The sequence below is a fragment of the Micrococcus sp. KRD012 genome (assembly GCF_017168555.1).
In the GTDB taxonomy this organism is placed as follows: Bacteria; Actinomycetota; Actinomycetes; order Actinomycetales; family Micrococcaceae; genus Micrococcus; species Micrococcus luteus.
Genome location: NZ_JABFBB010000017.1, coordinates 38,602 through 60,892 on the forward strand (window position 1 = coordinate 38,602; position 22,291 = coordinate 60,892).

At 73.6% G+C, this 22,291-nt stretch carries 16 protein-coding genes, 2 tRNA genes and 2 pseudogenes; 9 read left to right on the forward strand and 11 right to left on the reverse strand.

The annotated features are described in order from the left end of the window. Positions 1-129: 129 nt before the first annotated feature. The 3 genes and pseudogenes from J1M37_RS07320 to J1M37_RS07330 all read right to left on the reverse strand — a co-directional run. Positions 130-387: pseudogene (locus tag J1M37_RS07320) on the reverse strand (transposase); the annotation flags it as partial. 80 nt (positions 388-467) lie between these two features. Further along, positions 468-1,058 (reverse strand): annotated as a pseudogene (locus J1M37_RS07325) (helix-turn-helix domain-containing protein); the annotation flags it as partial. Positions 1,059-1,171: 113 nt separating this feature from the next. Continuing rightward, on the reverse strand, positions 1,172-2,008 hold the full coding sequence (locus J1M37_RS07330; protein ID WP_049147902.1) for a hypothetical protein: 837 nt from the start codon (positions 2,006-2,008) through the stop codon (positions 1,172-1,174). Between the two features lie 196 nt (positions 2,009-2,204). On the opposite strand from J1M37_RS07330, the gene J1M37_RS07335 reads away from it, so the two are divergent. Further along, positions 2,205-3,542, forward strand: coding sequence for a hypothetical protein (locus J1M37_RS07335; protein WP_206452384.1), 1,338 nt, complete (start codon positions 2,205-2,207; stop codon positions 3,540-3,542). Between the two features lie 45 nt (positions 3,543-3,587). Here the strand turns inward: J1M37_RS07335 and J1M37_RS07340 are convergent, their stop codons facing one another. Then, entirely contained in the window at positions 3,588-4,739 is a 1,152-nt protein-coding gene (locus J1M37_RS07340; protein ID WP_256998813.1) for an MFS transporter, read from the reverse strand. Positions 4,740-4,880: 141 nt separating this feature from the next. Here J1M37_RS07340 and J1M37_RS07345 point away from each other — a divergent pair, with 141 nt between their 5' ends. Continuing rightward, positions 4,881-6,356: a phosphomannomutase/phosphoglucomutase gene (locus J1M37_RS07345; protein ID WP_206452385.1), complete on the forward strand. Its 1,476-nt coding sequence runs from the start codon at positions 4,881-4,883 to the stop codon at positions 6,354-6,356. Between the two features lie 10 nt (positions 6,357-6,366). Here the strand turns inward: J1M37_RS07345 and J1M37_RS07350 are convergent, their stop codons facing one another. Next, a complete protein-coding gene (locus J1M37_RS07350) occupies positions 6,367-8,562 on the reverse strand; it encodes a RecQ family ATP-dependent DNA helicase (protein ID WP_206452386.1) in 2,196 nt (731 codons plus the stop codon). Positions 8,563-8,633: 71 nt separating this feature from the next. Between J1M37_RS07350 and J1M37_RS07355 the strand changes: the two genes are divergently transcribed. Then, positions 8,634-9,092, forward strand: a complete 459-nt coding sequence (locus tag J1M37_RS07355; protein WP_036339809.1) for an RrF2 family transcriptional regulator — start codon at positions 8,634-8,636, stop codon at positions 9,090-9,092. A 94-nt stretch (positions 9,093-9,186) separates the two neighbouring features. Further along, positions 9,187-10,377: a globin domain-containing protein gene (locus J1M37_RS07360; protein WP_049147907.1), complete on the forward strand. Its 1,191-nt coding sequence runs from the start codon at positions 9,187-9,189 to the stop codon at positions 10,375-10,377. A 68-nt stretch (positions 10,378-10,445) separates the two neighbouring features. On the opposite strand, the gene J1M37_RS07365 is transcribed toward J1M37_RS07360, so the two are convergent. Continuing rightward, positions 10,446-12,290, reverse strand: coding sequence for a phosphoenolpyruvate carboxykinase (GTP) (locus J1M37_RS07365; RefSeq protein ID WP_206452387.1), 1,845 nt, complete (start codon positions 12,288-12,290; stop codon positions 10,446-10,448). Between the two features lie 244 nt (positions 12,291-12,534). Between J1M37_RS07365 and J1M37_RS07370 the strand changes: the two genes are divergently transcribed. Continuing rightward, positions 12,535-12,608: transfer RNA gene (locus tag J1M37_RS07370), tRNA-Arg, on the forward strand. Positions 12,609-12,687: 79 nt separating this feature from the next. Here J1M37_RS07370 and J1M37_RS07375 read toward each other — a convergent pair. From J1M37_RS07375 to upp, 3 genes are all read right to left on the reverse strand, one after another. Then, positions 12,688-13,212 carry a SixA phosphatase family protein gene (locus J1M37_RS07375; protein WP_095353556.1) on the reverse strand — a complete coding sequence of 175 codons (525 nt, stop codon included), beginning with the start codon at positions 13,210-13,212 and terminating at the stop codon, positions 12,688-12,690. A 70-nt stretch (positions 13,213-13,282) separates the two neighbouring features. Beyond that, positions 13,283-14,071, reverse strand: coding sequence for a winged helix-turn-helix domain-containing protein (locus J1M37_RS07380; protein WP_002854132.1), 789 nt, complete (start codon positions 14,069-14,071; stop codon positions 13,283-13,285). Between the two features lie 474 nt (positions 14,072-14,545). After that, a complete protein-coding gene (gene upp, locus J1M37_RS07385) occupies positions 14,546-15,181 on the reverse strand; it encodes a uracil phosphoribosyltransferase (RefSeq protein WP_010079486.1) in 636 nt (211 codons plus the stop codon). Between the two features lie 181 nt (positions 15,182-15,362). On the opposite strand from upp, the gene J1M37_RS07390 reads away from it, so the two are divergent. Together J1M37_RS07390 and J1M37_RS07395 are read left to right on the forward strand one after the other, a co-directional pair. Continuing rightward, a complete protein-coding gene (locus tag J1M37_RS07390) occupies positions 15,363-15,869 on the forward strand; it encodes a nucleoside deaminase (protein ID WP_206452388.1) in 507 nt (168 codons plus the stop codon). 74 nt (positions 15,870-15,943) lie between these two features. Then, positions 15,944-16,034: transfer RNA gene (locus tag J1M37_RS07395), tRNA-Ser, on the forward strand. A gap of 66 nt (positions 16,035-16,100) precedes the next feature. On the opposite strand, the gene J1M37_RS11685 is transcribed toward J1M37_RS07395, so the two are convergent. Together J1M37_RS11685 and J1M37_RS07400 are read right to left on the reverse strand one after the other, a co-directional pair. Continuing rightward, positions 16,101-16,223, reverse strand: a complete 123-nt coding sequence (locus J1M37_RS11685) for a hypothetical protein (RefSeq protein ID WP_274607199.1) — start codon at positions 16,221-16,223, stop codon at positions 16,101-16,103. Next, positions 16,220-16,501, reverse strand: a complete 282-nt coding sequence (locus J1M37_RS07400; RefSeq protein WP_241250934.1) for a hypothetical protein — start codon at positions 16,499-16,501, stop codon at positions 16,220-16,222. Before J1M37_RS07400 ends, J1M37_RS11685 begins: the two co-directional genes overlap by 4 nt. Positions 16,502-16,606: 105 nt before the next feature. Between J1M37_RS07400 and J1M37_RS07405 the strand changes: the two genes are divergently transcribed. Further along, the gene (locus J1M37_RS07405) at positions 16,607-17,065 is read left to right on the forward strand and encodes a 23S rRNA (pseudouridine(1915)-N(3))-methyltransferase RlmH (RefSeq protein WP_206452389.1); all 459 of its coding nucleotides are present in this window, start codon (positions 16,607-16,609) and stop codon (positions 17,063-17,065) included. After that, complete coding sequence (locus J1M37_RS07410; protein WP_206452390.1) at positions 17,062-22,116, forward strand: ATP-dependent helicase; 5,055 nt, start codon at positions 17,062-17,064, stop codon at positions 22,114-22,116. Before J1M37_RS07405 ends, J1M37_RS07410 begins: the two co-directional genes overlap by 4 nt. The last annotated feature ends 175 nt before the right edge of the window (positions 22,117-22,291 follow it).

Consider the following 22,291-nt stretch of genomic DNA (forward strand, 5'->3'; position numbering starts at 1 on the left):
TCCCATCACGGTGGCCAGCACCACCACCCAAACGGGCAAACCAGCTGGCCACCAGTGGGCAGTTCTGATGGCCACCAGCGGGAAGAAACACTGGCCGCCTATGGGCAGAACTCAATGGCCCTTGACATTGAGCGCGGCCTTCTCCAGCTCCGCTTCCGCGAGCAGACGCTTCAGGGTCGCGTTCTGCTTCTCCAGCTCCTTCAGGCGCTTTGCGTCGTCGGCCTTGAGGCCTCCGTACTGGTTCCGCCACCGGTAGTACGTCTGCTCGGACACCCCGAGCTCCCGGCACACCGCCGCGACGTCCTGACCATCGGCGAGCATCCTGTCGGCCTGCCCGAGCTTACGGACGACCTGCTCGGGGGTGTGACGCTTCCTGCTGTTCGTCATGATCTGACCAGTCTCCCTGCCCGCGACCGCGGGCAACAGGACGACTCTCATAACGACTGGACCTACGAAACGGGGTCAGCCCGGGTGTACCCGTCGATCGCCGAGTGCAGGTAGGTGTACCCGACCCGCCGGCCAGGCCCGCGCTTGGAAGCACGGCCTGCTTCACTTTCACGTCCGTGGGTGCGCCAGCCGCCCCCGTCTGGGATCTTCCCGATCTTCTTCACATCCAGGTGCACCATGTGCCCCGGCCCTCTCGCGGTGATCTTCTGGGGTCGTTGGCGCAGGTCTTCCCCGGCCGGGGTCAGGTCCCGTAACCGGGAGAGCCCGGCCCGGTGCAGCCACCGTCCCACGGTACGAAGACACACCCGGTGGCCCTCGGAGACGAGGTGGTGATGGATCCGGCGGGCCGACCACTTCTCCCTGCGACGCAGGGTCTGGATCTGAGCCACCACCTCGGGATCGAGCTGGGCAGGTGAACGGTGCGGCCGGCTGGGCAGGTCCTGAAGGCCGGCTTCTCCCTGGGCGCGGTAGCGGGCCACCCAGGTGGCCACCGTGGGCCGGCTCACCCGGAACTCGGCGGCCACGTGTGCCTGCGGGATCCCGTCGTGCAGGTGGCGGTGGACCATCCTGAGACGGCCGGTCGGGGTCAGGGGTGCATTAGCGTGAGTCATGAGTGGGTCTCTTCTGGCAGGTCGGTGGTGTAGGAACTTCCATCCTGCGGGAGAGGCCCACTCGTCTCATCTCAGCCCGGCCCTCGTGCCAAGAACCTCATGACCCGCAACAACTAGCCCTCCCCGCGACGCTCGCGCATGCGGCGCAGCAGCTCGTACGCCTCCGGCACGGAGAGCTCCGAGTGGCTGGACAGCTGGACGGCGGCGGACTCGAGGTTGCCGTCCCGCACCATGGCGGCGAGCTGGTCGCGCAGCCACGGCGGCAGGTCCCGCGAGGAGAGCCGGACGGACTCCGTCCCCCGCATCACCTCGACCTCGAAGGGGAGCTCCTCCTCAGCGGGGGCGGCGGTCCACTCGGCGGGGACGGTCAGGGTCGTCAACTCGTCTGCGGGCGGCGCTGCTGAGTCGTGGTCGGCGTCCTGCCGGGCGTCGTCCTCGGCCACGGCGTCAGAGGTCTCGCGATCGGGCGTCTGGGCGTCCGGCTCCCCCCGCCCGCTCGAATCCTGTCCGGGCCGCTTCGGCCCGGGGGTCTCGGCCGGGGCCGCATCGTCCCGGTGGGGCTCCCCATGGTCGTCGGGAACGGGCCCCGCGACTCCGGCGGACGTGGCGTCCGGTTCCTGCACCGGCTCGGAGTAGACCTGCGGATGCACGGCGAGGGACTGCACGTCCATGACGGCGTCCTTCAGGCCGCGTCCCGTGTGGGCGCGGTAGTCGCGCACGGCCTCCATCACACGGCTCTGGGCGATGTGCCCGTACACGCGCCGATGGGCGTCCTCGTCCAGCAGCCCCGCCGCCAGACGCGCCCGCTCCGGTCCGATGTCCAGCCCGCGACCGGACGGCGTGCGCTGATCCGCCGCCTGACGCGCTCGACCAGCCGACATCCACCGGGCGGCGGCGAACGCGAGGGCGCCGATGACGACCACCGCGAGGACAGGGACGAGATATTCCATGCCTCCAGTCTAGGTGTGGCCCGCGAGGGCCATGCCGGCAGCCGCGGCGCCACATCACAACCTGGTCACAGTTCTGCCAGGGCTCCAGAGCCACCGGGGGGCCTCCCCTACGGTGGAACGTGGAGTCTTCCGTGTCTGGTCACGGCGGCCATGGAGGAGACACTCCGCCCGCCACTCGACCGAGCCAGGAGACCGCATGTCCTTCCCCCGCCCGTCCGCCCGCACCGTCGACACCCCCTCGCCCCGGCGACGCCGCTGGTGGGGGACGTCGGTGGCGCTCGCCCTCGTGCTGGCCGGCTGTGCCGCCCCGCAGGGGGACGAGGGGACGGCGGCCGGGTCCTCCGGCGCCACGGACGCGGCCGTCTCGTCGCCCGCATCTGCGGACGGATCGGAGGCCTCGTCGTCGCAGGGACGGTCCTCGGATGCGGCGTCGTCCGGTGAGGGCTCGCCGTCGGCCGCCGCGGACCCCGCCCTCCCCCTGGCCGCCCGCTCCCATGAGGACGTGCCGATGCGGGCCTTCACGGCGGAGGAACGCCCGCCGCAGTTCGTCCTCTTCTCCTTCGACGGTGGCCGTCAGGACGCGCGCTGGAAGACCTTCCTGGACGCGGCGGCGGACTCCGACGCGAAGTTCACGGTGTTCCAGTCCGCGATCAACCTCATCGAGACCGCCAACCGGGAGAACTACACGTCGCCCGGCAACGAGCCCGGCTACGTGGGCACGGAGTTCGGCGGCGACGAGGCCGAGGTGGCGCAGCGCATCGAGAACATCAACACGGCACACGCCGCCGGCCACGAGATCGGCACCCACTACGCGGGTCACCTGTGCGCGCCCACGAGGTACGGCGCAGACCAGTGGTCCACGGCCGAATGGAAGCAGGAGTACGGCTCGTTCACGGACATCCTCTCCGACCCCGGCGCCTACAACCCGGGCAGCTCCCTGCCGGCGCTGGAGGTCACCCCCGACGACGTCAAGGGCGGACGCCTGCCCTGCCTCGACGGGGAGTGGGACCAGCTCGTCCCGATGTGGAAGGACAACGGACTCGAGTACGACACGTCGCGTGCCGCGGCCGCCTCCGGCGTCGCCTGGCCCTACCAGGAGGACGGGATCTGGGAGTTCGAGATGCCGATGACCTGGTCCCCCGTGCTCGCCGAGAAGGACGCGGCCAGCCCGTTCGTGATGGCGATGGACTACAACTTCTGGATCTCCGGCAACGGCGGCAAGGACATCCCGGAGGACGTCGCCCGACTCACCGACTTCCAGTACCGCACCTACCGCTACATGTACGACTCGGCGTTCGCGGGCAACCGCGCCCCGCTGGTCTTCGGCAACCACTTCAACGACTGGGGTCTCAACGCGTTCAACCCGGCTGTGGAGAAGGTCATGCGCGAGGTCTGCGTCGAGGAGGACACCTACTGCGTGACCTACCAGCAGATGATCGCGTGGCTCGAGCTGCAGGACCCGGAGGTCCTCGCCGCCTGGCGCGACCAGGCCCGGTCCGCCACCGGCACGGATGCCGAGAACCTCGGCTGGTGACCCGCCGGGCGGCCCGCTCACACCCGCCCCCATGACGGCCCCGGCTCAGCGCGCCGGGGCCGTCTCGCGTCCGCGCAGCACGACGACGGCGCTCGCCAGGGCGGTCAGCACCAGGGCCAGGACCATCAGCACCGTCCCCGGCCACCCGTGGGACTCGTGGAACACGCCGCCCAGCCAGCCGAAGAGACTCGAGCCGGCGTAGTACGCGAAGTTGTACAGGGAGGTCGACTGGGCGCGGCCCGTGGGGGCGGCCGTCCCGGACCACGCGGAGGCGACGGCGTGGGCGGCGAAGAACGCGCCCGTCACGAGCACGAGGGCGGGCACCAGCACCGCCGGATGCGGCACCGACGTGAGGGCGACGCCCGCCGCCATGGCCGCCGTCGCGCCGGCCAGGACGGGCAGCCGTCCCACCCGCGCGGCCAGCCGACCCGCGCGCGGCGACGACCACGTGCCCGCGAGATAGGCGAGGAAGACGAGGCCGGCCGCCGTCGGCGTCCAGGAGAACGGCGGGTCGAGCAGGCGGTACCCCACGAAGTTGTACAGCGCCACGAACCCGCCCATCAGCAGCGCCCCCTGCAGGTAGACGGCGACGAGCTCCGGCGAGCGCAGGTGACCGCGCACGATGCGCACGAGCGTCGCCGGGGAGGTGGGCGACGGCGTGAAACGCCGGGCGCGCGGCGTGATCGCCAGGAAGCCGACCGTGCACAGCACCCCGACCACGGTGACGGTCAGCATCCCGCCGCGCCACGAGGACGCCTCCGCGACGGGCAGGGCGAGGAGCCGGCCGGAGAGCCCGCCGAGGGTGGTGCCGGCGATGTAGGTGCCGGCGGCAGCCGCGACCGCGTGCGGGACCACCTCCTCCGCCAGCAGCGCCACGGCGAGTCCCGCGACGCCCCCATGCGCCATGCCCTCGAGCAGGCGCAGGCCCAGCATGGCCTCGAACGTGGGTGCGAGGACGCCCGTGAGCGCGCACGCACTGGCGGAGACCATCGAGACCACCATGGCGCGTCGGCGGCCCCACCGGTCCCCGGCCACGGACCACGGCACCACCGACACGGCGAGGCCGAGTGTGCTGGCGGAGACGAGCAGGGCGGCACGGTCCGCGGGGACGCCCAGGTCGTCGCTGACGAGCGGCAGCAGGCCCTGCGGGGAGTAGAGCTGGGCGAACGTGGCCACCCCCGCCAGGAACAGCCCGATCAGCAGCCTGCGGTACGCGGGCTCCCCGGGAGCGGCCGGCGCGGGTCCCGACGGCGGGACGGCCGGGGGCCCCGCGCTCGGGGGCGGAGTGGTCGGGGGCACGCCCTCACTGTATCCAGGCTGTCCACTACGATCGGTCGGGTGACTACCTCGACCCCCTCCCTCGACCTGCACGACTCCTTCAAGGCGTACGACGTCCGCGGCATCGTGGGCGAATCCATCACGGCGGAGAGCGTCCGCGCGGTGGGCGCGGCCTTCGTGGACGTGCTGGGCCTGGCCGGTCAGACCGTGCTGGTCGGCGGGGACATGCGCCCCTCCTCGCCCGCGTTCATGACGGCCTTCGCCGAGGGTGCCACGCGCCGCGGCGCCGACGTCGTCACCCTGGGGCTGATCTCCACGGACATGCTCTACTACGCGGCGGGCGTGAAGCAGGCCGCGGGCGTGGTGTTCACCGCCTCGCACAACCCGGCCGAGTACAACGGCATGAAGATGGCCCAGGCCGGCGCCGTGCCGGTCTCCTCGGACACCGGGCTGTTCGAGATCCGCGACGCGGCCCAGGCCTACCTCGACGCCGGTGAGATCCCCGCCGCCGAGACCGCCGGCACCGTGACGGAGGAGGACATCCTCCCCGGCTACGCCGCATACCTGCGCTCGCTCGTGGACCTGACGGGGGTGCGCCGCCTGAAGGTCGTGGTGGACGCGGGCAACGGCATGGCGGGCAAGACCACCCCGGCCGTCCTCGGCGACGCCGAGCTGGCCGCCCTGCCGCTGGAGATCGAGCCGCTCTACTTCGAGCTGGACGGCACCTTCCCGAACCACCCGGCCAACCCGCTGGAGCCGGAGAACCTGCGGGACCTGCAGGCCGCCGTCGTGGAGCACGGCGCGGACATCGGCCTGGCCTTCGACGGCGACGCCGACCGCTGCTTCGTGATCGACGAGCAGGGCGCCCCGGTCTCCCCCTCCGCGGTCACCGCCCTGGTGGCCCGCCGCGAGATCGCCCGCGCGAAGGCCGACGGCGAGCAGACCCCCGTGGTCATCCACAACCTGATCACCTCCCGCGCCGTCCCCGAGCTCGTGGCGGCCGACGGGGGCCGGGCCGTGGAGACCCGCGTGGGCCACTCCTTCATCAAGGCGGTCATGGCCGCCGAGTCCGCCGTGTTCGGGGGCGAGCACTCCGCGCACTACTACTTCCGCGACTTCTTCAACGCGGACACCGGCATGCTCGCGGCCATGCACGTGCTGGCGGCCCTGGGCGGCCAGGAGCAGCCGCTGTCCGAGCTGGCCGAGGAGTACGAGCCGTACGTGGCCTCCGGCGAGATCAACTCGCAGGTCGAGGACAAGGACGCCGCCGTGGCCGCGGTGGTGGCGCAGTTCGCCCCCGCCGTGGGCGAGGGCGTCGGCGAGGGCCAGGCCGTGCACGAGGACTTCGCCGGGGTGGCCACCACGGTGACCCGCATGGACGGCACCACGGTCGCCGCCCAGGACGGCACGTGGTGGTTCAACCTCCGCCCGTCCAACACGGAGCCGTTCCTGCGCTACAACGGCGAGGCCCGCACGGCCGCCACCATGGAGGCACTCCGCGACGCCGTGCTGGCGATCGTCCGCGCGGAGCGCTGACCGCGGCGGCTCATCCGGCCTGGGCGAGGACGAGCGGCAGCACCCCCTGCGCGCCGGCCTCGCGCAGCACCCGCGCAGCCTCGGCGAGCGACCACCGCGAGTCGACGAGGTCGTCGACCAGCAGCACGGGGCCGTGGCGGCCGGCGTCCGGGGCGGTGCGCAACATCTGCGCCATCGCCTCGGGGACGGCGAACCGGCCGTACACGGACCCGAGCCGGTAGGCGCTGTTGCCGCCCGGCCCGGCCGTGGGGCCGCCGCGCGCGTGTTCGAGCGAGCCGAGGAACGGCAGCCGGCCGATCCGGGCGATCCCCTCGGCGAACGACCCCACCAGCTGCGGGCGGGTGCGCGAGGGCATCGCGACGACGGCGATCGGCCGCGTCCGCCACCCCCAGCCGGCCAGGACGTCGACGGCGCCCCGCAGGACCTCCTCCGGCACCGGGGCGTCCTCCCGGTCCAGCAGGTCCCGCAGGACGGTGCCCCACCCGAGGTCCGTCAGGCGGGCGAGCGCGCGACCCTCCTCGGCCTGTGACTCGGGCGCGATGCGCCCCTTCACGGGCACGCCCAGCCGGTCCATGCCCGAGGGCCACATGCGACGGGGCTCGATCGGCACACCGGTGCGGCGCAGGGCGGCCTCCGCGCGCTCCCGCGCCGCCCCGTCCGATCCCGTCGGGTACCAGGGGCCGGCACAGACGTCGCAGCGGCCGCACGGCGCGGCGGTGGGGTCGTCCAGGGTGCGGGCCAGGAACTCCATGCGGCACCGGTCCGTGGTCTGGTAGTCGAGCATGAGCCGCTCCTCGGCCCGGCGCGCCTCGGCCACGCGGGCGTACCGCTCGGCGTCGTACGTCCACTCCCGCCCGGTGGCGCGCCAGCCGCCGCCCACCCGCTCGACCGCCCCGTCCACGGCGAGGACCTTGAGCAGCAGCTCCAGGGTGGTGCGCTTGATCCGCACGGCCGGCTCGAGCGCCGCCACGGAGAGGGCCCCGCCGTGGTCCGCGAGCGCCCCCAGCACGGCGCGCGCCTGCTCCTCGTCCGGCATGGAGGCGGTGGCGAAGTACTCCCAGATGCGACGGTCCTCGGGCCCGGGCAGCAGGAGCACGTCCGCGTGGTCCGTCCCGCGGCCGGCACGGCCGACCTGCTGGTAGTACGCCACGGGCGAGCCCGGCGCGCCGAAGTGCACCACGAACGTCAGGTCCGGCTTGTCGAAGCCCATGCCGAGCGCCGAGGTGGCCACGACGGCCTTCACCCGGTTGGCCTTGAGGTCCTCCTCGATCTCGGCGCGACGCTCCGGGTCTGTGCGGCCCGTGTAGGCGACCACCTCGTGCCCCGCCTCGCGCAGGGCGCGCGCCGTGTCCTCGGCGGCGGAGACGGTGAGGGCGTAGACGATCCCGGAGCCCGGCAGGTCCTCGAGGTGGTCGAGGAGCCAGACCAGGCGCGCGGCCGGGCTGGGCATGCGCAGCACGCCCAGGCGCAGCGAGGCGCGGGCCAGGGGGCCGCGGAGCACGAACACGTCCTGCTCGGAGGCGACGCCGAGCTGCTCCACCACGTCCGCCACCACACGGGCGTTGGCCGTGGCGGTGGTGGCCAGCACGGGCACCGCGCGCGGCCCCTCGGCGGGAAGCAGCCCGATCAGGTCCCGGATGCGGCGGTAGTCCGGCCGGAAGTCGTGGCCCCAGTCGGAGATGCAGTGGGCCTCGTCCACCACGAGCAGGCCCATGCGCGCCACGAGGTCCGGCAGCTGCTCGTCCCGGAACCGGGGGTTCGTGAGGCGCTCGGGCGAGATCAGCAGCACGTCCACCTCGTCCGCCGCGAGCCGAGCGCGGACCTCGTCCCACTCCGTGGCGTTCGCCGAGCTCACGGACACCGCGCGCACGCCCGCCCGGGCCGCGGCCGCGACCTGGTCCCGCATGAGCGCGAGCAGCGGGGAGACGATCAGGGTGGGCCCTGCGCCGCGGGCGCGCAGCAGCAGGGAGGCCACGAAGTACACGGCGGACTTGCCCCAGCCGGTGCGCTGCACCACCAGGGCGCGGCGGCGGTGGGCCACGAGCGCCTCGATCGCCTCGAACTGCCCGTCCTTGAATCGCGCGTCCGGCCGGTCCACGAGCCGACGCAGGACGGCCAGGGCCTCCTCGTGCAGCGCGGCGTCGCCCCCCGGTGCGGAGGTCTCGGGGAGGCGGGGGCCGGCGTCGGGGTGCGAGGTGGCGTCCATGGCGTCAGTATGCCAACCGGCCCGGACACCGCAGGCGCGGCGGGGCCGTGCACCGGTGGGATGATGGGGGGATGAAGCTGAGCGCCTACACCGACGTCTGCCTGCGGGTGCTGATGACGCTCGCGGCCGCCGAGGGCGAACGGCTCACCAGCCAGCAGATCGCGGACCGGATCCAGGTGCCCTACAACCACGTGATCAAGGCGGTCGCCGAGCTGCGCCGCCGCGGGACCATCGAGGTGCTGCGCGGTCGGCACGGCGGGGCCATGATCGCCGCGGCCGGTCTGGACCAGCGTGTGGGCGAGCTCGTGCGCTCGCTGAGCAGCCGCGACGAGGTGATCGACTGCGCCGGGCGCGACTCCGGGGTGGCGTGCCCCTACGCCGGCGACTGCCGCCTGCGCGGCGCCCTGCACCGCGCACGCGAGGCCTTCCTCGCCGAGCTCGACACCGTGCGGATCCGGGATCTGGTGAGCGCTGGGCCTGTCGGCGGGCCCGTGCTGCTGGGCCTGCCGGAGATCCCCGTGGCGCGCTGACGGAACGGGCCGGGGGCGAGTTCCCGGCGGCGACGGCCGGGTGTAATCTGGCAAAATCAGCGCAAGATTCCCCACCGAGGAGACGGAGACCCCCGTGCTGTCCGAGAAGTCCCGCCCCGTCATCGAGGCCACCGCCGCCGTCGTCGCCGAGCACATGCCGGAGATCACGCCCCTGTTCTACGCCCACATGTTCGAGGCCCACCCCGAGCTCCTCGACGGCGTCTTCTCCCGCGCCAACCAGCGCAACGGCGAGCAGGCCCAGGCCCTCGCCGGATCCATCGTGAAGTTCGCGGTGCACCTGCTCGAGAACCCGGGCACCCTGCCCGAGGCCGTCCTGTCCCGCATCGCCCACAAGCACACCGCCCTCGGCATCGTCGAGGAGCAGTACCCGATCGTCTACGAGAACCTCTTCTGGGCCATCGGCGAGGTGCTCGGCGACGCCGTCACCCCCGCGGTGGCCGACGCCTGGACCGAGGTCTACTGGCTCATGGCCGACGCCCTCATCAAGATCGAGAAGGGCCTCTACGCCCAGCAGGCCAACGACAGGATGTGGACGGACTGGAGGGTCGTCGCGAAGGAGCCCACCGGCAACGCGGCCGTCACCTTCCGCTTCGAGCCGGCCGACGACACCCCGCAGACCCGCGGCAAGGCCGGCGGCTACGTGTCCGTACGACTGAAGGTCGAGGACGGCCTGCGCCAGTGCCGCCAGTACTCCCTCTCCGAGAAGGCCGGGTCCGCCACCGAGCGCGTCATCACCGTGAAGCTGGACGAGGGCGGCGAGGTCTCGCCCACGCTCATCCAGAGCGTGGAGGTCGGCGACGTCATCGAGCTGTCCAACCCCTACGGCGACATCACCCTCGAGGACGAGGACTCCACCGCTCCCCTGGTCCTGGCGACCGCCGGCATCGGCATCACCCCGGCCGCGGCGATCCTGGACACCCTCGCCCAGCAGGGCTCGGACCGCCAGGTCCTCTTCTTCCACGGCGACGCGTCCTGGGAGGCGGTGGCCCTGCGCGAACAGGTGACGGAGTCCCTGGCGGCGCTGCCGCACGGTGACGCCCGCCTCTTCCTCGGGGTGCGGCCCGAACAGGACCCCGAGGGCGTCACGACCGTCGAGGGTGTGATGCACTTCGACGACGTCGAACTGCCCCGCGACGGGCACTACATCCTGTGCGGCCCGCTCGCGTTCATGCAGTCCACCCGCTCGAAGCTGATCGACGCCGGCGTGCCCGCGACGTCCATCCGCTACGAGATCTTCGGCCCGGACCTCTGGCTCGCCGCCTGATCCGGCCCCGGAACGCGGAACGGCCCGCACCCCTCACGGGGTGCGGGCCGTTCCGCGTGCGGCGGGGCTCAGGCCTGGGCGAACCGGGCCTTCTGCGCCTCGAAGCGCTCGCGCACGACGGCGGGCAGCGACTCGCCGAACCGGCCGAGCCACTGCTCGATGAGCTCGTTCTCCTCGGCCCACTCCGCGGCGTCGACCTTGAGGGCGTCCTCGAGGTCCTCGGCCGACACCTCGATGCCGGACAGGTCGAGCGAGCCCGCGGCCGGCACGAGACCGATCGGGGTCTCCTCGGCCTCGGCCTTGCCCTCGAGGCGCTCCACGACCCACTTCAGGACGCGCGAGTTCTCGCCGAAGCCGGGCCAGGCGAAGCCGCCGTCGCGGTTGCGGCGGAACCAGTTGACCAGGTAGATGCGCGGCAGCTTCTCCGGATCGGCCTTGCCGGACTCCCTGACCCAGTGGGCCAGGTAGTCGCCGGCGTCGTAGCCGAGGAACGGCAGCATGGCCATCGGGTCGCGACGCACGACGCCCACGGCACCGGCGGCGGCCGCGGTGGTCTCCGAGGAGAGGGTGGCGCCCTTGAGGATGCCGTCCTCCCAGTCGAAGGCCTCGGTCACCAGCGGAACGGTGGTCTTGCGGCGGCCGCCGAACAGGATGGCGTCCAGCTTCACGCCCCGCGGGTCGCGGTACTCGTCGGCCAGCATGTCCGTCTGCTCGATGGGCGTGCAGAACCGGGAGTTCGGGTGGGCGGCCGGGGTGCCGGACTCGGGCGTCCAGTCGTTGCCGCGCCAGTCGGTGAGGTGCTCGGGGACCTCGTCCGTCATGCCCTCCCACCACACGCCGCCGTCGTCGGTGAGGGCGACGTTGGTGAAGATGGAGTTGCCCTTGGAGATCGCGCGCATGGCGTTCGGGTTGGTGGACCAGCCGGTGCCGGGGGCGACGCCGAAGTAGCCGGTCTCCGGGTTGATCACGCGGAACTCGCCGTCCTTGCCGGCGCGGATCCAGGTGATGTCGTCGCCCAGGGTCTCGGCCTTCCAGCCCTCGATCGTGGGGTCGATGAGGGCGAGGTTGGTCTTGCCGCAGGCCGACGGGAAGGCACCGGTGATGTGGTAGGACCGGCCCTCGGGGTTGGTCAGCTTGAGGATCAGCATGTGCTCGGCGAGCCAGGCCTCGTCCCGGGCCATCACGGAGGCGATGCGCAGCGCGTAGCACTTCTTGCCGAGCAGGGCATTGCCGCCGTAGCCGGAGCCGAAGGACCAGATGGAGCGCTCCTCGGGGAAGTGCACGATCCACTTGGTCTCGTTGCACGGCCACGGCACGTCCTGCTCGCCCGGCTCCAGCGGGGCGCCCACGGAGTGCACGGCCGGCACGTAGAAGGCCTGCTCGCGGGACATCTTGTCCAGCACGTCCTGGCCGATGCGGGCCATGATGCGCATCGACAGGACCACGTAGGCGGAGTCGGTGATCTCCACGCCGTACTTCGGGTCCTCGGCGTCGAGGTGGCCCATCACGAACGGGATCACGTACATGGTGCGGCCGCGCATGGCGCCGGTGAACGCGTCGTCGAGGATGCCGTGCATCTTCGCCGGGTCCATCCAGTTGTTGGTGAAGCCGGCGTCCTCCTCCTTCTCGGAGCAGATGAAGGTGCGGTCCTCCACGCGGGCGACGTCGGCGGGATCGGAGAACGCGGCGAAGGAGTTGGGGAACTTGTCCTCGGCCAGGCAGGTCAGGGTGCCCGCCGCCACGAGCTCGTCCGCGAGGCGGTCGCGCTCCTCCTCGGAGCCGTCGACCCACTGGACGGAGTCCGGCTGCGTCAGCTCTGCAATCTGAGCGACCCACTCGCGCAGCTGGGCGTAGTCCGTGGGCGCGTCCGCCAGGGCGCGATCCGCGAACGAGGTGGTGGCGTTGTCAGCCATGGTGGAGAGTCCTCCCATTGGGGTCCGGGGCCGTTCCGTCCCGTCCACTCCGATGCGTGCACCGCCGAAGCGCGCACCACATCGTTGTGGCCGCACGGTCCTGCCATGGTACCCGAGCCCGGCTATCATGGCCGCGCCCCCGCCACACCCCCGACACAGACCGCCGCAGACCGTCGATTTGCACTTCGCCGGAGAGGTCCTGTAGTGTTCTACGAGTTCGAGCCGCTCCAGCGGATCGGATGATGCGCCCATAGCTCAGCTGGATAGAGCGTCTGTCTACGGAACAGAAGGTCAGGGGTTCGAATCCCTTTGGGCGCACGATCGGAAGGCCCCGCTCCTGCTGGAGCGGGGCCTTCGTCATGTCGGCGCGCCTCTGCCACGCGCGCCGCCGCGGAGGTCAGCGCCCCGGAACCACGAAGTGCGTCAGGGCGGCGTCGCGGCCGTCGAGCTCGGCCCACGGCTTCTCCACCCGGAACACCTGCATCCCGAGCGTCGGGTAGTGCTCGCTCATGCGCAGCGCCGCGTCCTGGTCCGAGTCCAGGCTCATCAGCCGCATGCCCAGCTCCTGCACCCACGGCATGTGGCCCACCACCAGCAGCCGTCGCGTGGTCTCCTCCGTCTCGTTGACGACGGCCAGGGCCCGCGCCGCGTCGGCCCCATAGAGCCGCGGGTCCAGGTAGGGCGTGGGTGCCAGCTCGCCCAGGCGCTCGCACACCCACACGCACGTCTGACGGGTGCGCAGCGCATCGGAGCACACGACGGCGTCCGGGACGAGGTCGTGCTCGCGGAGCCAGTCACCGGCGGTGGGCGCCTGGGCATGGCCTCGCTCGGCGAGCGGGCGGGCGTGGTCGTCGGCCGCGTCGGGCCAGCCGGCCTTGGCGTGCCGGAGGACGATCAGGGTCTTCGCGTCGGCGGTGCTCATGCCGCCAGGCTACGGCGACGGCCCCCGCTCGGGTGAGCGGGGGCCGTCGTCGGACACGGGCGGGCGCGGGTCAGATGCTGTACTCCGGCGCCGCCCACACGACCACCTCGGGGTGGCGGTAGAAGCGGTAGCCCTGGCCGCGCACGGTGCGCACGGTGTTCGCGAGACGCCCGAGCTTGGCGCGCAGTCGGCGGATGTGCACGTCGATGGTGCGCTCGTTGGGTACCTCGTCGGCGTTGCGCCACAGGGCGTCGAGCAACTCCTCGCGGCCGACGGTGCGCTCGCCGTTCTCCACGAGGTAGTTCAGGAGCTCGAACTCCTTGAAGGTGAGGTTCAGCGACTCGCCGTCCAGCTGCACCTCGCGCCGGGACAGGTCGATCAGCACACCGGGCTGGCGCGTGGACACGGGGGCCGGCGCCTGTGCCAGGTCGGGACGGGTGCTGCCCTGCACGGTCGGATCGCCGAGCACCTGGCGCACGACCTCGAGGTCGCGGCCCTCCGCGCCGGCGGGGGCCAGGGCGACGGCGGCGTGCGACTCCGCCCCGGGGACGAGGGACTCCACGTAGTGGCGCAACTCATTGGCCAGCCGCGTGAGGGAGGTGCCGGCGGCCGAGGCGGCCAGCTCGTCCATGCCCACGTAGATGACGAACCCACGGGCCTCGTTCTCCCGGGCCACCGCCTGGGGACCCGGGATGCCGTTCGGCGCCAGGACCGGCGTCGGCGCCGTCTGGGAGTCGGGGGCGTCGGTGCCACCGGCCAGGCGCAGGCCTGCGCGGGCCTGGCCTCGGCGGGACATGCCGTCGGCCCGGCGCTGCGCGTTGCGGACGGAGATGTGCACGTATCCGGCGGACTGACCCATGGCCACCACTCCTCTTTCGGCTCATGGCCCCTCCACCGCTCGGTCGGTGCGGCGGACGAGGCGTCACATGACAAGAATGTGACTTCACCGAGGGGACTGGCAAGTAACGTTCGCACTTTTGTCTCATTATTTGAGAAGAAGAGTCCTGAATGTGCTCAACATCACTATTCGCGGATCGGAATAGCGTCGCGCCGTCGCTCGGCTCGCCCGCGTGACTCTCTCATTGTTCAACAGGTGGGAGCGCGCCGCAGGACCAATGAGTATGCGGAATATTTATGCAGGAGACTGCCAGGTTTTCCATGTGACGCCATGATGACGGGTCACAGCGGGTCGTGACGTCCACTAGATGGACGACACATTGGCGGCCCCGCTTGACGTCCCCGCCGGAGACGCTCCCGTGAGACGACCACGGCCCCCGCCGGGTGGGGGCGGGGGCCGTGGTCGTCTCGTGGCGGACGCGGAGGTCCGATCAGGTCATTCCGCCAGACCGTAGAGCCGGTCGCCGGCGTCGCCGAGGCCGGGGACGATGTAGGACCGCTCGTCCAGGCGCTCGTCGACGGCGGCCAGGTACAGGTCCACCTCGACGTCGCCCAGCGAGGCCTCCAGCCGCTCGATGCCCTCGGGCGCTCCGAGCAGGCAGAGGCACGTGACCCGCGCCGCGCCGCGCTGGTAGAGGAAGCGGATGGCCTCGATCAGCGTGCCTCCCGTGGCCAGCATGGGGTCCAGGACGAACACGTGACGCCCGGACAGGTCGGCCGGCAGCCGCTCCGCGTAGGTGACGATGTCCAGCGTCTCCTCATTGCGGGCCATGCCGAGGAACCCGACCTCGGCGGACGGCGCCATCTTGGTCATCCCCTCCAGCATCCCGAGCCCCGCGCGCAGGATCGGCACGACCAGCGGACGCGGCCGGGCCAGCCGGAAGCCGGTGGTCTCGGTCACCGGGGTCTCGATCCGCACCTCCTCCATGGCCACGTCGCGCGTCGCCTCGTAGGCGAGCAGCATCACGAGCTCCTCCGTGAGCTGCCGGAAGATCATGGACGGGGTCTTCTTGTCCCGCAGGACGCTGAGCTTGTGGGCCACGAGCGGGTGGTCGACGATGTGGACGCGCATGGCGCCCACGGTACCGCCCACGCGCGCCCCTGCGCCCGTCCCCGCGGGGGCGCCGACACCGCCGCTAGGTGTTGTGGGTCATGAGGTTCTTGCCACGAGGCGCCGGCTGAGATGAGACGAGTGGGCCTCTCCCGCAGGATGGAAGTTCCTACACCACCCACCTGCCAGAAGAGACCCACTCATGACTCACCCCGTCCCCTCCCCCGCGCCCACGGCCGAGCAGGAGCACGCGTGGATGGGCCTGGCCCTCCGGGCCGCCCGCGCGGCCGGGGCGGCCGGCGACGTGCCGATCGGCGCCGCGCTCGTGGCCGGCGACGGGACCGTCCTGGCCGTCGTCGGGAACGAGCGCGAGCAGCACCACGACCCCACCGCCCACGCCGAGGTCCTCGCGCTGCGCCGCGGGGCGGAGCTGCGGGCCGCCGCCGGGGCGGGCGACGGCTGGCGCCTGACGGACTGCACCCTCGTGGTGACCCTCGAGCCCTGCCCCATGTGCGCCGGCGCGCTGCTGCTGGCCCGCATCCCGCGCGTCGTGTTCGGGGCGTGGGACCCGAAGGCGGGCGCGTGCGGCTCGGTGCTGGATGTGGTCCGCGACCCCCGCTTCAACCACCGGGTGCAGGTCCGCGCCGGCGTCCGCGCCGAGGAGAGCGCGGCGCTGCTGCGGGGGTTCTTCGCGGCACAGCGCGACTGAACGCGCCCGTGCCCGACGACGGCGGGCGACCGGTTTGGGCGCGCCGCCACGGCTCGGGTAGGGTGTCCTGGTCTGGTGACGTGTCCGAGCGGCCGAAGGTGCAGCACTCGAAATGCTGTGTACGGTAACCCCGTACCGTGGGTTCAAATCCCACCGTCACCGCCAGATGTGCAGCCCGGGAGCCTCGTGCTCCCGGGCTTTCGCCATGCCGGGGCAGGTCCGGCCGCCGCCTCAGCGCGGCAGGACGGCGTCCAGGAACGAGGCCACCGCGGACCACGAGATGGTGGCGTGCACGGCGCTGGCCGGCACACCGCTGCGGAGCACCTCCGCGCTGCGGGTCTTCGCGGTCATCATGCCCAGGTCGTGGCCGCCCTCGGCCACCGAGTAGAACGCCGTGCGCAGCCCGGCGGCCGGTACACGTCGATGCGTCCGGCGCGCCCGGGCAGGGCCGCGTACGTGTGCCCGGTGGAGCTGCGCATGCCGTACAGGGCCGTCGCGTTGGCGCCCAGCGGCCCGGCGGGCGCGCCGGCCAGGTCGGTGACGACGGCCACCCCGCCCACCGCGAGGGCGCCGACCCCGAGGCCGAGCGCGGCGCGGCGGGACACCCGCGGGGACCGTGCGGTCGACGTCATGGGCCCCCTTCCGGTGCGGAGCCAGGCACCCCGCCCCGGCGAGCGTAACCGAGCGGCGGGGGCCGACCCCCGTACCGTGTCCGCGGCCGGTGCGATCATGGGGCCATGTCTGTTCGGGTGCTGGCCATCGGCAAGAAGCATGAGGCGTGGGTCGTCGACGGGATCGACCGCTACGAGCGGCGCCTCAAGAAGCCCTACGACCTCTCGTGGCGTCTGCTGCCGCACTCCGCGCGGCAGGAGGAGGCGGCGCGCACGGAGGAGTCGGACCGGATCCTGGGCGCGGTCGGCGCGGACGAGCACCTGATCCTGCTGGACGAGCGGGGGACGGCGTTCGACTCGCCGGGTCTGGCGCGGCACCTGCAGAGCCGGTTCGACGTCGGCGCCCCGGTGACGATGGTGATCGGAGGCGCGTACGGGGTGGACGCCCGGGTCCACGCCCGCGCGGACCGCGTCTGGTCCCTGTCCCCGCTCGTCTTTCCGCACCAGCTCGTGCGGCTGATCCTGACGGAGCAGGTCTACCGAGCCCAGGAGATCTCCGCCGGCCGACCGTACCACCACGCATGAGCGGGCCCGCGGAGACCGCAGCGGACGCGGCCACGCCCGCGGCCGACGTCGTCCTGGACCGGTTCACCGAGCCCACGCGCGCCTGGTTCACGGGCGCGTTCGAGGCCCCGACGCCGGCCCAGCTCGGCGCGTGGGACGCGATCTCCTCGGGGCGGCACGCGCTGGTGATCGCGCCGACCGGCTCGGGCAAGACCCTCTCCTCCTTCCTCTGGGCGCTCGACTCGTTCGTGCGCGAGCCCGCCGCCGAGGGGACGGCGGCCACCCGCGTCCTCTACGTCTCGCCGCTGAAGGCGCTCGGCGTGGATGTGGAGCGGAACCTGCGGGCCCCGCTGGTGGGCATCACGCAGACCGCCGCGCACCAGGGCAGGCCCGTGCCGCGCGTGCGGGTGGGTGTGCGCTCCGGGGACACCCCGGCGGCCGAGCGGCGGCGCCTGCAGCAGGATCCGCCGGACATCCTCATCACCACGCCCGAGTCGCTGTACCTCATGCTCACCTCGCAGGCCCGCGCGGCGCTGGCCGGGGTCCGCACGGTGATCGTGGACGAGGTGCACGCCGTGGCCGGGACCAAGCGCGGCGCCCACCTGGCCGTCTCCCTCGAGCGCCTGGACACCCTGCTGGACACGCCGGTGCAGCGGATCGGCCTGTCCGCCACGGTCGAGCCGGCCGCCGAGGTGGCCCGGTTCCTCGGCGGCACGCAGCCGGTGACGGTGGTGCGGCCCGCCTCGGCCAAGCGCTGGGACCTGACGGTCACGGTGCCGGTGCCGGACCTGACGGACCTCTCCTCCCCCGCCGCCGCCCACGACCTGGGCCCCGGCTCCTCGACGGGCGGGCTCGGCGACGAGGGCGCGGTGACGGGCGGGTCCATCTGGCCGCACGTCGAGGAGCGGATCGTGGACCTGGTGGCCGAGCGGCGTTCCACGCTCGTGTTCGCCAACTCCCGGCGCCTGGCCGAGCGCCTCACCGGCCGGCTCAACGAGATCTGGGAGGCCCGCGCCGAGGCGGCCGCCGCGGCCGAGCACCCGGACGCCGTCCCCGGCTTCCGCACGCCGGACCCGACCGGCTTCCACGGCCCCGCCCAGGTGGCCGGGCAGACCGGCACCGGATCGGGCACCGTCTCCGACTTCGCCCGCGCCCACCACGGCTCCGTGTCCAAGGAGCAGCGCGCCATCGTGGAGGACGCCCTGAAGACCGGCCAGATCCGCTGCGTCGTGGCCACGAGCTCGCTCGAGCTGGGCATCGACATGGGCGCGGTGGACCAGGTGATCCAGGTCGAGTCGCCGCCCTCGGTGGCCTCCGGTCTGCAGCGCGTGGGCCGCGCCGGGCACCAGGTGGGCGAGGTCTCCCGCGGCGTGTTCTTCCCCAAGCACCGGGGCGACCTCGTGGACACCGCCGTCGTGGCCGAGCGCATGACGGCCGGGCGCATCGAGTCGCTGCGGATCCCCGCCAACCCGCTGGACATCCTCGCCCAGCAGACCGTGGCCGCCGTCGCCGTCGCGGACCTGGACGCACAGGAGTGGTTCGACCTCGTGCGCCGGTCCGCGCCGTTCGCCACGCTGCCGTTCTCCGCCTACGAGTCCGTGCTGGACCTGCTGGCCGGCCGCTACCCCTCGGACGAGTTCGCCGAGCTGCGCCCGCGCATCCTGTGGGACCGGGAGAACGGCACGCTCGCCGCCCGCCCCGGCGCCCAGCGCCTCGCGGTCACCTCGGGCGGCACCATCCCGGACCGCGGCCTGTTCGGGGTGTTCCTGGCCTCCGACGGCGGCGCGGACGGCACCCCCGGCGGCGCGGCGGCCGGGGACACGGCCGAGTCGGCGGGCACCGCGTCCGCGGGCTCGGCCCGCTCCGGCGGACGCCGGGTCGGCGAGCTCGACGAGGAGATGGTCTACGAGTCCCGCGTGGGGGACGTCATCCTGCTGGGCGCCACGAGCTGGCGCATCGTGGACATCACCGCGGACCGCGTCCTGGTGCTGCCCGCCTACGGACAGCCCGGCAAGCTCCCGTTCTGGCGGGGCGACGCCGCAGGCCGGCCGGCGGAGCTGGGCGACGCCGTCGGGCGCTTCCGCCGCGAGCTGGACGCGGACCCCGAGGCCGGCCGCACCCGCCTGGCCGCCGCGGGCCTGGACCCGTGGGCGCAGGACAACCTCCTGGCCTACCTGAAGGACCAGCGCGAGGCCACCGGGGTGCTGCCCACCGAGCAGACGCTCGTGGTGGAGCGGTTCACGGACGAGCTCGGCGACTGGCGCGTCGTGCTGCACTCCCCCTACGGCATGGCGGTGCACGCCCCGTGGGCGCTCGCGGTGGGGGCGCGGCTGGCGCAGCGGTACGGGCTGGAGACCGGCTCGGGCGCGGCGATGGCGGCCGACGACGGGATCGTGCTGCGCATCCCGCTGATGGACGCGGAGCCGCCGGGCGCGGAGCTGTTCGAGTTCACGGCCGAGGAGCTGGACGAGATCGTCACGGCGGAGGTCGGCGGGTCCGCGCTGTTCGCGGCCCGGTTCCGGGAGAACGCGGCCCGGTCCCTGCTGCTGCCGCGCCGTGACCCCGGGCGACGGACCCCCCTGTGGCAGCAGCGGCAGCGGTCCGCGCAGCTGCTGGACGTGGCGCGGAAGCACCCGCGGTTCCCCGTGATCCTGGAGACCGTGCGCGAGGTGCTCCAGGACGTCTACGACCTCCCGGCGCTCAAGGAGCTCGCGAGGCGGGTGGCCTCGCGGGCCGTCCGGCTCGTGGAGGTCACGACGACGGCGCCCTCCCCGTTCAGCCAGTCCATCCTGTTCGGCTACATCGCGCAGTTCACCTACGAGGGCGACTCCCCGCTGGCCGAGCGCCGCGCCGCCGCGCTCTCCCTCGACCCCGCGCTGCTGTCCGAGCTGCTGGGCACGGAGGAGCTGCGTGAGCTGCTCGACGCCGGGGTCATCGCGGAGGTCGAGGCCCAGCTGCAGCGGCTCGCACCCGACCGGCGCGCCCGCGGGGCCGAGGGCGTGGCGGACCTGCTGCGCCTGCTGGGGCCGCTGTCCGTGGCCGAGGCCGCGCGGCGCACCCGGGCCGAAGGGGAGACGGAGGAGGCCGCGGACGAGGCCGCCGTCGCCGGCATGCTGGCGGAGCTCGAGCGCGCCGGCCGCGCGTTCCGCCTGCGCCAGGACGGGGTCGAGCGGTTCGCCGCCGTCGAGGACGCCGCCCGCCTGCGGGACGCGCTCGGCACGCCGATCCCGCACGGAGTGCCCACCGCATTCCTCGACCCGGTCGACGACCCGCTCGGGGACCTCGTGGGCCGCTACGCCCGCACCCACGGCCCCTTCACCGCCGCCGAGGCGGGGGCCGCGCTGGGACTGGGCGGCGCCGTCGTGCTCTCGGTGCTGCAGCGCCTGGCCACCGAGCGCCGCGTGAGCACGGGCGCGTTCCGGCCGGAGGGCACCCCCGGGGCCGCCGGCCTGGACGCCGAGTGGTGCGACGCCGAGGTGCTGCGGCGGATCCGCATGCGCTCCCTCGCCGCGCTGCGCGCCGAGGTCGAGCCGGTGGACCAGGCCGCGTACGCCCGGTTCCTCGCCGACTGGCAGCACCTGCGGCCGCGGGCGGGGCGCGACGGGGCCTGGCGGCCGCCGGCCACGCTCGAGGGCGTGGACGGGGTGGCCACCGTCCTGGACCAGCTGGCCGGCACGCCCCTGCCCGCGAGCGCGTGGGAGTCCCTCGTGCTGCCCGCCCGTGTGCGGGACTACGCCCCCGCCCTGCTCGACGAGCTGCTGGCCACGGGCGAATACGTGTGGTCGGGCGTCGGGGAGGCCACCGGCAACGACGGCTGGGTGGCCCTGCACCCCGCCGACGCCGTGGACCTCACGCTGCGCCTGCCCGAGCCCGCGGAGGAGACACCGGCCGACGCCGCCCTGCGCGCGGCCGTGCTCGAGGTGCTCGCCGGCGGCGGGGCCTGGTTCTTCCCCCAGCTCGTGGAGCGGGTGCGGGCGGCGCAGGCGGCGGGCGACGACGGCGACGCGGGTGGCGCAGGCGGGGCGGGCGGCCCCGACCCGCACCGCGACCCGGCCGACCTGGCCCGCGGCCCCGCGGTGCTGGGCGCGCTGTGGGGCCTGGTGTGGGACGGCCGGGTCGGCAACGACACGTTCGCCCCCGTCCGCGGCCTGCTCTCGCTCGGCAAGACCGCGCACCGCACCGGCCGGCAGACGCCGCGGGCCCGCACCGCGCGGACGGGCGGGGCCGCGGGGGCGGCGGCCGGGCGCGGGCTCGGCGGACGGCTGGCCGGGGTGCGCGGGCGTGGCCGGTACGCGGGGCTCGCCTCGCCCGAGGGCGGCGCCCGGGGCTCGGCCGGTCTCACGGCGGGGACCGTCGGGCTCTCGGCCGCCGAGCAGGCCCGCTCGGCCGGCCGCTGGTCCCTGCTGCCCGCCGCCGAGCAGGACCCCACGATCCGCGCCCACGCCACCGCCGAGCTGCTGCTGGACCGGTACGGCGTGATCACGCGCGGCTCCGTGGTGGCCGAGGAGGTCCCCGGCGGATTCGCGGGGCAGTACCGGCTGCTCACCCGAATGGAGGACGCGGGCCAGGTGCGCCGCGGCCACTTCGTCGACGGGCTGGGCGGCGCGCAGTTCTCCACCGGCGCGGTCGTGGATCGGCTGCGTGGGTTCCAGCGGGACGAGGAGGACGCCGCCGTCGACGCCGCTCCGCTCGCCCTCGCCCTGGCCGCGACGGATCCGGCGAACCCCTACGGCGCCGCGCTGGACTGGCCGTCCGTGCCGGCCGGGCCGGACGGCGTCGTGCCCACGGGCCATCGCCCGGGCCGGAAGGCGGGCGCCGTCGTCGTGCTGATCGCGGGGCGGCTGGCCCTCTACATGGAGCGTGGCGGGCGCACGCTGCTCGCGTTCACGGAGGAGCCGGGCGAGCTGCGGGCCGCGGCGGAGGCGCTCGTGTGGGCGCTGCGGACCGGCCGGACCGAGCGGCTGAGCCTGGAGAAGGTCAACGGCGGGCCCGTGCTCGGCACGCCGCTGGCCGAGGCGCTGCTGGCCGCGGGGTTCTACTCGAGCCCGTCGGGCATCCGGTTCCGGAACTGAGGGATCGACGCCGTCCGTCTGTCCGTCCGCAACGCGGGTTGAGTTGTCGCGGGTCCCGCCGTCGAACACCCGCGACAACTCAACCCACGTTGCCCGGGGTGGCCCTGTCGCGGAGGCGGGGCCCGGGGGGTAGGTTCGGCCCATGAGCATCGACGCCGCCCCGCCCGAGGACGTG

Coding starts and splice junctions, on each gene's coding strand:
- J1M37_RS07330 (WP_049147902.1), bottom strand. CDS start 2,008: ATGGAATATCTCGTCCCTGTCCTCGCGGTGGTCGTCATCGGCGCCCTC.
- J1M37_RS07335 (WP_206452384.1), top strand. CDS start 2,205: ATGTCCTTCCCCCGCCCGTCCGCCCGCACCGTCGACACCCCCTCGCCC.
- J1M37_RS07350 (WP_206452386.1), bottom strand. CDS start 8,562: ATGGACGCCACCTCGCACCCCGACGCCGGCCCCCGCCTCCCCGAGACC.
- J1M37_RS07355 (WP_036339809.1), top strand. CDS start 8,634: ATGAAGCTGAGCGCCTACACCGACGTCTGCCTGCGGGTGCTGATGACG.
- J1M37_RS07365 (WP_206452387.1), bottom strand. CDS start 12,290: ATGGCTGACAACGCCACCACCTCGTTCGCGGATCGCGCCCTGGCGGAC.
- J1M37_RS07375 (WP_095353556.1), bottom strand. CDS start 13,212: ATGAGCACCGCCGACGCGAAGACCCTGATCGTCCTCCGGCACGCCAAG.
- J1M37_RS07380 (WP_002854132.1), bottom strand. CDS start 14,071: ATGGGTCAGTCCGCCGGATACGTGCACATCTCCGTCCGCAACGCGCAG.
- upp (WP_010079486.1), bottom strand. CDS start 15,181: ATGCGCGTCCACATCGTCGACCACCCGCTCGTGGCCCACAAGCTCAGC.
- J1M37_RS07390 (WP_206452388.1), top strand. CDS start 15,363: ATGACTCACCCCGTCCCCTCCCCCGCGCCCACGGCCGAGCAGGAGCAC.
- J1M37_RS11685 (WP_274607199.1), bottom strand. CDS start 16,223: ATGATGACCGCGAAGACCCGCAGCGCGGAGGTGCTCCGCAGCGGTGTG.
- J1M37_RS07400 (WP_241250934.1), bottom strand. CDS start 16,501: ATGACGTCGACCGCACGGTCCCCGCGGGTGTCCCGCCGCGCCGCGCTC.
- J1M37_RS07405 (WP_206452389.1), top strand. CDS start 16,607: ATGTCTGTTCGGGTGCTGGCCATCGGCAAGAAGCATGAGGCGTGGGTC.
- J1M37_RS07410 (WP_206452390.1), top strand. CDS start 17,062: ATGAGCGGGCCCGCGGAGACCGCAGCGGACGCGGCCACGCCCGCGGCC.